14 protein-coding genes are annotated in these 9251 nt (G+C 60.2%); 7 read left to right on the top strand and 7 right to left on the bottom strand.

Features of this window, described 5'->3' with window-relative positions; genetic code table 11:
• Positions 1-95: 95 nt before the first annotated feature.
• From hmuQ to pobA, 4 genes are all read right to left on the bottom strand, one after another.
• Complete coding sequence (gene hmuQ / locus AC2YI2_RS23175; RefSeq protein ID WP_487388860.1) at positions 96-410, bottom strand: heme-degrading protein HmuQ; 315 nt, start codon at positions 408-410, stop codon at positions 96-98.
• A gap of 24 nt (positions 411-434) precedes the next feature.
• The gene (locus AC2YI2_RS23170; protein WP_487388859.1) at positions 435-695 is read right to left on the bottom strand and encodes a hypothetical protein; all 261 of its coding nucleotides are present in this window, start codon (positions 693-695) and stop codon (positions 435-437) included.
• On the bottom strand, positions 692-1093 hold the full coding sequence (locus AC2YI2_RS23165; RefSeq protein ID WP_487388858.1) for a DUF2325 domain-containing protein: 402 nt from the start codon (positions 1091-1093) through the stop codon (positions 692-694). The genes AC2YI2_RS23170 and AC2YI2_RS23165 overlap by 4 nt, the downstream gene beginning before the upstream one ends.
• A gap of 116 nt (positions 1094-1209) precedes the next feature.
• Entirely contained in the window at positions 1210-2376 is a 1167-nt protein-coding gene (gene pobA / locus AC2YI2_RS23160) for a 4-hydroxybenzoate 3-monooxygenase (RefSeq protein ID WP_487388887.1), read from the bottom strand.
• Between the two features lie 120 nt (positions 2377-2496).
• Between pobA and AC2YI2_RS23155 the strand changes: the two genes are divergently transcribed.
• Positions 2497-3432: a helix-turn-helix domain-containing protein gene (locus AC2YI2_RS23155; RefSeq protein WP_487388857.1), complete on the top strand. Its 936-nt coding sequence runs from the start codon at positions 2497-2499 to the stop codon at positions 3430-3432.
• On the opposite strand, the gene AC2YI2_RS23150 is transcribed toward AC2YI2_RS23155, so the two are convergent.
• A complete protein-coding gene (locus AC2YI2_RS23150; protein ID WP_487388856.1) occupies positions 3395-3877 on the bottom strand; it encodes a GNAT family N-acetyltransferase in 483 nt (160 codons plus the stop codon). The two genes, AC2YI2_RS23155 and AC2YI2_RS23150, sit on opposite strands and share 38 nt — an antisense overlap.
• A gap of 64 nt (positions 3878-3941) precedes the next feature.
• Between AC2YI2_RS23150 and AC2YI2_RS23145 the strand changes: the two genes are divergently transcribed.
• The 4 genes from AC2YI2_RS23145 (at position 3942) to AC2YI2_RS23130 (ending at position 5633) form a co-directional block, all read left to right on the top strand.
• On the top strand, positions 3942-4454 hold the full coding sequence (locus AC2YI2_RS23145; protein ID WP_487388855.1) for a DUF3291 domain-containing protein: 513 nt from the start codon (positions 3942-3944) through the stop codon (positions 4452-4454).
• A gap of 160 nt (positions 4455-4614) precedes the next feature.
• A complete protein-coding gene (locus AC2YI2_RS23140; protein ID WP_487388854.1) occupies positions 4615-4875 on the top strand; it encodes a hypothetical protein in 261 nt (86 codons plus the stop codon).
• Positions 4872-5198 (top strand): DUF3817 domain-containing protein, encoded by a 327-nt coding sequence (locus tag AC2YI2_RS23135; protein WP_487388853.1) that lies wholly within the window; start codon positions 4872-4874, stop codon positions 5196-5198. The genes AC2YI2_RS23140 and AC2YI2_RS23135 overlap by 4 nt, the downstream gene beginning before the upstream one ends.
• A 12-nt stretch (positions 5199-5210) precedes the next feature.
• Complete coding sequence (locus AC2YI2_RS23130; protein WP_487388852.1) at positions 5211-5633, top strand: CopD family protein; 423 nt, start codon at positions 5211-5213, stop codon at positions 5631-5633.
• A gap of 6 nt (positions 5634-5639) precedes the next feature.
• On the opposite strand, the gene AC2YI2_RS23125 is transcribed toward AC2YI2_RS23130, so the two are convergent.
• Positions 5640-5972, bottom strand: coding sequence for a helix-turn-helix domain-containing protein (locus tag AC2YI2_RS23125; protein WP_487388851.1), 333 nt, complete (start codon positions 5970-5972; stop codon positions 5640-5642).
• Complete coding sequence (locus tag AC2YI2_RS23120; protein WP_487388850.1) at positions 5969-6307, bottom strand: type II toxin-antitoxin system RelE/ParE family toxin; 339 nt, start codon at positions 6305-6307, stop codon at positions 5969-5971. The genes AC2YI2_RS23125 and AC2YI2_RS23120 overlap by 4 nt, the downstream gene beginning before the upstream one ends.
• A 215-nt stretch (positions 6308-6522) precedes the next feature.
• On the opposite strand from AC2YI2_RS23120, the gene AC2YI2_RS23115 reads away from it, so the two are divergent.
• Together AC2YI2_RS23115 and preA are read left to right on the top strand one after the other, a co-directional pair.
• Complete coding sequence (locus AC2YI2_RS23115) at positions 6523-7854, top strand: NAD(P)-dependent oxidoreductase (protein ID WP_487388849.1); 1332 nt, start codon at positions 6523-6525, stop codon at positions 7852-7854.
• Positions 7855-7870: 16 nt separating this feature from the next.
• Entirely contained in the window at positions 7871-9196 is a 1326-nt protein-coding gene (gene preA, locus AC2YI2_RS23110; protein WP_487388848.1) for an NAD-dependent dihydropyrimidine dehydrogenase subunit PreA, read from the top strand.
• Positions 9197-9251: the final 55 nt, after the last annotated feature.

The raw sequence follows: 9251 nt of genomic DNA, 5'->3' as shown, positions 1-9251 counted from the left end.
AGCCAATTGAGGTTTGAACCCCTCACCAACTTCGGCCAAGGGTTCGCAATGCTCACCCGGACTGCGTACCCTCTCCCGCAAGGGGAGAAGTAGACTCACGCCCCAACGACGGTATTAAACCCTTCGAACACTGGCGGCCCCTTGTAGAGATGCCGGCTGCCACCCGCATTCTTGTGTGCCTCGCGAAAGGCCTCGGACTTGGTCCATCCGACAAAGTCCTCTTCCGTCTTCCAGAAAGTGTGTGATGCATAGAGGGTGTAGCCCTCATCCGGGAAGCTCTTGCCCTTGAGCAGCCGGAACTCGACGAAACCAGCCAACTGGTCGAGGCTTGAATCCCGGTTCTTCCAGACATTTTCGAACTCCGCTTCGTAGCCTTCTGCCACTTTGAAACGGTTCATCGCAACATACATGAGGTTCCTCCGGGCGTGGACTTGCTAGCGGCGCATCATCTGCCGCCGTGAGATCGGGAAGGCAATGACGTTGTTCTCGTTCGATGCCGGACGGATCGTTTCGCTCGCCTCGTCGCGGCGCTCGGGAAACTGCACGAGATCGGCGCCCTGGTCAAAGCCTTCTGCAAGCGCCTGGCTGCCGCGCCGGAGCACGTCGAGCATTTCGGGAATCAGCCCGTCGCCACGCTCGGCCGCCATCTTGTGCAGTCCGATCAACATGAAGTCATCACCCGTAATTCTCGTCACCGCACGGTCCTCTCGCTCAATTCCTGCATGGCCCGCTCGAAGCTCGACTTCGACCCGTTGCGAAGCGGGATGAAATTCGTCCCCGTCTTCTTGCAGCCGGTCTTCACCCGAAGGCAGGCATCATGGCTGATACAGTCGATGGGGCAGAAGACGCATTCGACCGAGGGCAACACGGTATCGATGCGGGAGACGGCTTCGCGCAGGCCGCCGTCATGATGGATAAGCTCGGCGCCGTGGCGCTCTGCGATCTGTCGCAGATGCGCCACCTGGCAGTCGCGACCGCCGACATAGAGGATCGAGCGCCCCTGGAGCCCCACCTTCGGTGGGGTTTCCTTGGCCGGCTCAACCGCCGATGCGCGGCCGTTGAAATGCTTGTTCCGCTGGTTTTTCCTAGCCATCTGCCGATTCCTGTCCGAGCGAAGCACCGTTCTGGAATCGTCAGATACATAAGTTGACAAAAGCAGTAAAGATTAAAGTTGACTGTTGTTGTCATATTATTTTGGGATGCGCCCTTTCAGTAGGGCAAACCCACATAATTCTCCGCCAGTGCCGTCTGCGCGGCCGACGATGCCGAGAGGTAATCGAGCTCGGATTCCTGGATGCGCTGCCCGAAATCTCCCTGATCCGAAAAGCGGTGCAGAAGCTGGGTCATCGACCACGAGAAACGCACCGCCTTCCATATCCGTGAAAGAGCCCGCGCCGAATAGGCATCGAGCGCGACGTCGGAGCGCTCGAGATAGTGGTCGCGCAGACCTTCGAAAACATAGCGGACATCGGACGCCGCAAGATTGAGCCCCTTGGCGCCAGTCGGCGGCACGATGTGTCCGGCATCGCCGACGAGAAACAACCGCCCATAGCGCAGCGGCTCGGCGACGAAGGAACGAAGCGGCGCAATCGACTTCTCGATCGATGGCCCGGTCACCATCGCTTCGCCCGTCTCGCGCGGCAGGCGGCGGCGCAACTCGTCCCAGAAGGCGTCGTCCGACCAATCCTCCACCTTCGCATCGAGCGGCACCTGCACATAGTAGCGGCTGCGCGTCATGGAACGTTGCGAACAGAGGGCAAAGCCACGCTCGTGGTTCGCATAGATCAGTTCGTGATCCACAGGCGGCACGTCGGCCAGCACGCCGAGCCAGCCGAAAGGATAGACGCGCTCGAACGGCTTCATGCCGTTCGCGGCAGCAGCAACCCGTGACGGCCCATGCGCACCATCGCAGCCGGCGATAAAATCGCAATCGATCCGATGCGTCACGCCGTCCTTCTGATAGCTGACATAGGGTCGGCCACCAAAATCATTCGGCGTGACATTGGCCGCGTTGTAGATCGTCTTGCCGCCAGTCGCCTCGCGCAGATCCATGAGATCATGCGTCACCTCGGTCTGGCCGTAGACCATCACCGATTTGCCGGTCCGAGCCTTGAGGTCGATGCGATGCTTCACACCCGCGTAGGCAAGATTGACGCCGTCATGAACCAGCCCCTCGCGATGCATGCGCGCACCGGCGCCGACCTCATCGAGCAGCCCGACCGTGCCATATTCCAGCACGCCGGCGCGGATGCGCCCAAGGATGTAGTCGCGGTCCACCCGGTCGAGAATGACATTGTCGACGCCGGCACTGGTCAACAATTGACCGAGCAGCAGGCCCGATGGCCCCGAACCGATAATGGCGACCTGAACACGCATCATATCCTCCCTCCACCGATTTCTGCACGGCGGTAACTTGCCAAAGGATAGGCGGATGGGCATTGTCGATGAATGCAATTTCGGCTCAGAGAATTGCATTTTTCGAACATGGACCAAGTGATGAGATCGATCGCGCCGACCCGGGTTCCGACCTACGGCCTCTATGGCGAACCGCAGTCAGGCATTCCGGAATTCTGGATTCATGCCGAAACCATCGAGTCGCGCAGCCGGCTGCACAATTGGGAAATCAAGCAGCACCGCCACGAGACCTTTTTCCAGATCTTGCAGATTCGAACCGGAGAGGGAGATGCGCTTTTCGGCCGCGAAAAGCTGCGCCTTGCTGCCGGCACCATCGTCATGGTGCCCCCCGGCATCGTGCACGGCTTCCGCTTCTCGCACGACCTGAACGGCCAGGTCATAACCATGCTTGCCACCCGCGTTTCGGCCCGCCCCGGCTGCCTCATGCGCTTCATGTCCCGCCAATGGCTGTTCCGGGTCGAGCCCGAGGCGGAAGGAAATTACCTGATGGCGACACTCGACCGGATCGAGCAGGAACTCGCCCTGCATTTCTCACCCCGCACGGCATTGCTCGAAGCCTGTCTCGATGTCTTTCTGACGCTTGCCGGAGACCGGATCGACAGCGGCGGAGATGCCGCCGAAACATCCGCTCGAGACCGCATCACACGGCTCAACGCGCTGATCGGAGCGCATTTCAAGCAACATCGCCCCGCCGCGTTTTATGCGGAAGAACTCGGCCTGTCCGTCACTCATCTCAACCGTATCGCCCGGACAGGGACCGGCCGAAGCCTCAACGAACTCCTCACCGACCGCCTGATGTCAGAGGCGCGCCGCAACCTCGTCTTCAGCCTGATGTCGATCCAGCAGATCGCCTATGAGCTCGGCTATTCCGATCCCGCCTATTTCACCCGCTCCTTCCTCCGCGCGACCGGCGAGACGCCCGGCGCCTTCCGCCGGCGCGAGAGGTCGCAGCCGGGTCCGGCTGCCTCTCCGACTCTGGTCAGCTCAGCGGCAGGTACAATCTCGGGCCCACGTTGAGAAATCCGTTCCTCGTGTAGAAATCCACGGTCTTCTGCCAACGGGGAACATCGGGCGCGCCGACTTCCAACATCGACCAGTTTTGGGACCGGGCGAGAGATACGGCAGCTTGAAGCAAAGCGGCGCCAAGTCCGGAGGACCGATGGCGAGGATCGACATAAAGTTCCGAAATTTCACCGAAACGCCCAAACGCATATATGGCTTCGCACTGATTGAGCATGAGGACACCCACCGTCTCACCCGCCGGATTAATGGCCACCATCCCGAACACATTGGCGCTCCTCAACAGGTCCCGCGTGACCGGTATCAGCGTCTCAACGCGATAGAGGTCCTGGAGATCAGGATATAGCTCACCCAAAAGACACGCCACGAGCGTGCCGATAACATCGGCGTCATCGGTCGAGGCGGCTCGGATGCTGAATTCTTCAGTTGACACGCCTTCCATCAAACACCCCAGCGAATTATCGATATCTCACGCAGCTTGAAATCCATCCCAGAGAGACCGCTCCATGAAACGGTTGGCAATATATAACTTCAACAATTTTCGGCTTCCGTCAGCGCATCCCGCCAATGACGGATTCCATCAACGAAACGACCTTAATTTCGCTGCCGCCGAGACCAGCGACGGTTTCATCGCCCGATCGGGCTATGTCGGCGAACCCGGACCGGAAAGCTGGGGCGAACAGGTCTTTCCTCGATTCTACGTCGAAAATGGCGACGGCAGCGCGCCCTCTACACTCTCGCTGTGGAAGGATCTCCCATCACTTTTCGCATTTGTCTATGCGGAGACTCATATCGAAGCGATGAGAAACGCACGAGCCTGGTTCGACCGGCACCGATGGCCGCCCTATGTGCTGTGGTGGGTGGATCTGACCCACTTCCCCACTTGGGCGGAAGGTGTGGAACGACTCGAATATCTCCACGACAATGGCATTTCCCCCTACGCCTTCGACTTCAAGCAGCCCTTCGACGAGAAAGGCAGCCCCACGAAGCTCGACCGGGCGAAGGCGAAGATCCGATAGGGGCACAATGCGGGTCTGCCGCCCCGCCGAGCTCTGCCCGTCCGGCACTGCACGTGCGACAGACTGTTGCTATCGAAACGCTTGACTTAAGGTCCGTTCGACCGAATATCGCGCCGCGGTCGCGAGCCCTTCCATTCAGCCCGACCGGAGAGGATAAGACATGAGTTACGGCGGTACGGTCCTGCTGGTGGTGATCCTGGTCATCTTGGTTGCCCTGCTCTTGCTGGGCATACGTGGTATCAGCTGGGCGCAAAACGCGAAGAAGGAACTCGAGGAGGATGAGGAGCAGCGTCTCGTCCTCAAGAGCATCGGTGACGGCCAGCGCTCGATCGCCTCGGCGCTCATCTCGATCCAGTCGGAACTCGCCGATATCAGGAACCGCATCGCCGCGATCGAGAGCGCCACGAAGGACAGCAAATGACCGCACCGTCAGACGACGACCGCAAGCAACTCGGCCGCATGCGCCTCGCCTCGATCCTCGAAGCGTCGACGCTGGCCATTCTCGTCTTCGTCGCCGTGCCGCTGAAGCACGCATTCGGCATGCCGCAAGTCGTGTCGGTGATGGGACCGGTGCACGGCCTCGCCTTCCTGTTCTACATCTGGATGCTGATTCAGTCTCATTTCCAGATCGGCTGGAGCGGCCGCGAATGGGTCCGCATGATCCTCTGCGCCTTCATTCCACTGGCAGGTTTCATCAACGAACGCCTGCTCAAGCATCGCCAGGATGCCCTCGCCGCCGCATAGGAGAATTGCCAAATGGCTGACTATTACACTTGGATAAAAGCCGTTCACCTGATCAGCGTCGTGGTGCTGGTCTCCGGCATGCTGCTCAACGGCTTCCTGTTCCGCAATGTCGCGCCGACCAGCCCCGACGCGCAGCGGGTCTATGCCGCCGCGCTCGCCTTCAACCGCTATTTCGTCGGCATCGCGCTGGCTCTCGTCTGGATCGCCGGATTGACGCTGGTCTGGATCCTCGATGCGCATAAGGACGGCTGGTTCATCACCAAATTCGTGATCGTCTTCATCCTGTCGGGCATCCACGGCGCCCAGACCGGCCGCCTCGCCAAGCTCGCGAGATCGCCGAGCGAGCCCGTTTCGGCCTTCATGATCAATTCCGGGCCGATCACGCTGGTGCTCGTGGCCTTCGCTATCTGTCTTGTGGCGATCAAGCCGTACTGAGCTTGATCAGGATATCTTGACCTCAACGCTCTTGCCCGTTCGGATCACCATTGCGATCAAGCTATCGATGGAAAACTTCGACAGCTTGCCGTTGACGAGATCGGACACTCTCGGGCGCGTCACGTTCAGGATTTCGGCGGCCTGGCCATGCTTCAAGCTGTTGGTTTGCACCCAAGAGATCACTTCGCCCCGCAACCTTTCCTTTAGCGCTATGCGTTGCAAAATCTCGCGATCGGACGCCGCCTTGAGCCGGGCAGCCTCTTCGGGCTCGAATCCAAGATCGAGGAATATGTTGCCGTCCGCAGGTGTGATGTGCTCGACAATATTATCTTCTTTCATTTCAGGATCCTCATCTTGGCCATCAGCCGATACCTCTGGCGGGCAATTTCGACATCGCGCGTAGAGGTTTTCTGGGTCTTCTTGGCAAAACAGTGAAGCACGTAGATCGCCTCATCAAATCGCGCGACATAAATCGATCTGAATTGATTTCCGTCGATCCGAACCCGAATTTCCTGTGCTCCCGCGCCCACTGATGAAAATGGCTTCCAGTCGTCGGGGTCCTCACCTTGCTGCACATTGTTCAGCTGGTGACCGAACTCCCGCCGCGCCTCGTCGGGAAAACTCGCGAGATCGTGGCGAGAAGAACCAATCCATACAACATGCTTCAAGCTCATAGCATATCCGTATCAATACTTATACATCAATTTCAGCTGTTTCCCAATATGCAATTACAACGTGTTCTCCAGCAATACCCTCACCGGGCAGCAAACGCCGGCGTTCCCGCCCTTCGGCCTCTGCAAATTTCGCGTTGCGCCAAAAATTTACCGTTTGATAAAAATTTCGTTCTTTGTTAGCTTTCCAAAATCAAATCATAAAAAGAGGGGTTAGTATGGGAAATCTCGCTCCGGGAATTCATAGCGGGAGATTGGCGCCGGAACAGTATGACGCCAACTTTTCCGATCTGCATCCGGCCTTCGACAAGCACGAGGCGCTGGTCGCGGCGGACCGCTGCTACTTCTGTTATGACGCGCCGTGCATGACGGCCTGTCCCACCGCCATCGATATCCCGATGTTCATTCGCGAGATATCGACTGGCAACACGCTCGGCGCCGCCAAGACGATCTTCGACCAGAATATTCTGGGTGGCATGTGTGCGCGGGTCTGTCCCACCGAGACGCTGTGTGAACAGGCCTGCGTCCGCAACACGGCCGAGGAAAAGCCTGTCGAGATCGGCCGCCTGCAGCGCTACGCCACCGACGCGGCCATGGCCGTCGAGAAGCAGTTCTACAATCGCGCGCCGGCGACCGGCAAGAAGATCGCGGTGATCGGCGCTGGCCCCGCCGGCCTCGCCGCCGCCCACCGCCTTGCCCTGCGCGGCCACGCCGTGACCATCTATGACGCGCGCGAAAAGTCCGGCGGCCTCAACGAATTCGGCATCGCCGCCTACAAGGCGCCCGGCGACTTCGCCCAGCAGGAAGTCGAATATATCATCGGCATCGGTGGCATCGAAATCCAGCATGGCAAGGCACTTGGCCGCGATTTCTCGCTGGACGACCTGAAAGCCAACCATGACGCCGTCTTCCTCGGCGTCGGTCTTGCCGCCGTCAACGCGCTCGCCGCCAAGGGCGAGAACGTCTCGGGCGTCGAGGACGCCGTCGATTTCATTGCCAATCTCCGCTCCTCCGCCAAGGCCACCGTTCCGGTCGGCCGCCGTGTCGTGGTCATCGGTGGCGGCATGACCGCCGTGGACGCCGCGATCCAGTCCAAGCTCCTCGGCGCCGAGGAGGTGACGATGGTCTACCGCCGCGGCAAGGAGAACATGAACGCCTCGGAATACGAACAGGATCTCGCCGCATCCAAGGGCGTACTGATCCGCCATTGGCTGAAGCCGCGCGAGATCATCGCCCAGGACGGCAAGCTGACCGCGATCGAGCTCGAATATACCCATCTCGAAAACGGCGCTCTATCAGGCACCGGCCAGACCGTCACCATCGCCTGCGACCAGGTGCTGACCGCGATCGGCCAGAAGCTCGACCCGACCGGCATCAACGCGCTCAAGATCGACGGCGGCAAGATCGTCGTGGATGACGAAGGCCGTACGACTGTCTCTGGCGTCTGGGCCGGCGGCGATTGCGCACTCGGTGGCGATGACCTCACCGTATCGGCCGCCGCGATGGGTCGCGACGCCGCTGAATCCATCAACCGCGCCTTGTCGGCTTAAGCGAGGAGACTGCGATATGGCTGATATCCGCAACAATTTCGTTGGCATCAAGTCGCCCAACCCGTTCTGGCTGGCTTCCGCCCCGCCGACCGACAAGGCCTACAATGTCGAGCGCGCCTTCAAGGCGGGCTGGGGCGGCGTGGTCTGGAAGACGCTGGGCGAGGAAGGCCCGCCCGTCGTCAATGTCAACGGCCCGCGCTACGGCGCCATCTGGGGCGCCGACCGCCGCCTGCTCGGCCTCAACAATATCGAGCTGATCACCGACCGTCCCTTGCAGGTCAACCTGCAGGAAATGAAACAGGTCAAGAAGAACTGGCCGGACCGGGCGCTGATTGCCTCGATCATGGTGCCCTGCGTCGAGGATGCCTGGAAAGCCATCCTGCCGCTGGTCGAAGAGACCGAGGCCGATGGCATCGAACTCAATTTCGGCTGTCCGCACGGCATGTCCGAGCGCGGCATGGGTGCGGCCGTCGGCCAGGTGCCGGAATATATCGAAATGGTCGTGCGCTGGTGCAAGCAATATACCCGCATGCCCGTCATCACCAAGCTGACCCCCAACATCAGCGATATCAGGCGCCCGGCGCGCGCGGCGAAGGCCGGCGGCACGGACGCCGTATCGCTGATCAACACCATCAACTCGATCGTCTCGGTTGATCTCGATAGCTTCGCCCCGCAGCCGACGGTCGGCGGCAAGGGTACGCATGGCGGCTATTGCGGCCCTGCCGTCAAGCCGATCGCGCTCAACATGGTGGCCGAGATCGCCCGTGATCCGGAAACCTATGGCCTGCCGATCTCCGGCATCGGCGGTATCACCACTTGGCGCGACGCGGCCGAGTTCCTGGCTCTGGGTTCCGGCAACGTGCAGGTCTGCACCGCAGCCATGACCTATGGCTTCAAGATCGTACAGGAAATGATCTCGGGCCTGTCCAACTGGATGGACGAGAAGGGTCATCGCACGCTCGACGACGTCATCTGCCGCGCCGTGCCGAATGTCACCGACTGGCAGTATCTCAACCTCAACTACATCGCCAAGGCAAAGATCGACCAGGACAGCTGCATCAAGTGCGGCCGCTGCCACATCGCCTGCGAGGACACGTCCCACCAGGCGATCACCCAGACCAAGAATGGCGTCCGCCATTTCGAGGTCATGGAAGACGAATGCGTCGGCTGCAATCTCTGCGTCAATGTCTGCCCGGTCGACAGCTGCATCACCATGGTCGGCCTCGAAGCCGGCATGATGGACGAACGGACCGGCCTGCCGGTCAGCCCGGTCTATGCCAACTGGACGACCCATCCGAACAATCCGATGGCCAAGCCGGTGGCGGGCCAGGCGGCGGAATAAAGCTATCGTTGAATTTTGCAAACCCCCGGCGACGGGGGTCTTCTCTTTCTTTATT

Source organism: Rhizobium sp. SRI_017 (assembly GCF_057586295.1).
The sequence above is the reverse complement of the archived record's forward strand: the minus strand, read 5'-3'. Positions and strand labels throughout refer to the sequence as shown.

Bases quoted from the DNA above. Each gene is read 5' to 3' on its own strand.
- AC2YI2_RS23120 (WP_487388850.1), bottom strand. From the start codon at position 6,307: ATGAGCTTGAAGCATGTTGTATGGATTGGTTCTTCTCGCCACGATCTC.
- AC2YI2_RS23135 (WP_487388853.1), top strand. From the start codon at position 4,872: ATGACCGCACCGTCAGACGACGACCGCAAGCAACTCGGCCGCATGCGC.
- AC2YI2_RS23140 (WP_487388854.1), top strand. From the start codon at position 4,615: ATGAGTTACGGCGGTACGGTCCTGCTGGTGGTGATCCTGGTCATCTTG.
- hmuQ (WP_487388860.1), bottom strand. From the start codon at position 410: ATGTATGTTGCGATGAACCGTTTCAAAGTGGCAGAAGGCTACGAAGCG.
- preA (WP_487388848.1), top strand. From the start codon at position 7,871: ATGGCTGATATCCGCAACAATTTCGTTGGCATCAAGTCGCCCAACCCG.
- AC2YI2_RS23130 (WP_487388852.1), top strand. From the start codon at position 5,211: ATGGCTGACTATTACACTTGGATAAAAGCCGTTCACCTGATCAGCGTC.
- AC2YI2_RS23125 (WP_487388851.1), bottom strand. From the start codon at position 5,972: ATGAAAGAAGATAATATTGTCGAGCACATCACACCTGCGGACGGCAAC.
- AC2YI2_RS23155 (WP_487388857.1), top strand. From the start codon at position 2,497: ATGAGATCGATCGCGCCGACCCGGGTTCCGACCTACGGCCTCTATGGC.
- AC2YI2_RS23145 (WP_487388855.1), top strand. From the start codon at position 3,942: ATGAAACGGTTGGCAATATATAACTTCAACAATTTTCGGCTTCCGTCA.
- AC2YI2_RS23115 (WP_487388849.1), top strand. From the start codon at position 6,523: ATGGGAAATCTCGCTCCGGGAATTCATAGCGGGAGATTGGCGCCGGAA.
- AC2YI2_RS23150 (WP_487388856.1), bottom strand. From the start codon at position 3,877: ATGGAAGGCGTGTCAACTGAAGAATTCAGCATCCGAGCCGCCTCGACC.
- pobA (WP_487388887.1), bottom strand. From the start codon at position 2,376: ATGCGTGTTCAGGTCGCCATTATCGGTTCGGGGCCATCGGGCCTGCTG.
- AC2YI2_RS23165 (WP_487388858.1), bottom strand. From the start codon at position 1,093: ATGGCTAGGAAAAACCAGCGGAACAAGCATTTCAACGGCCGCGCATCG.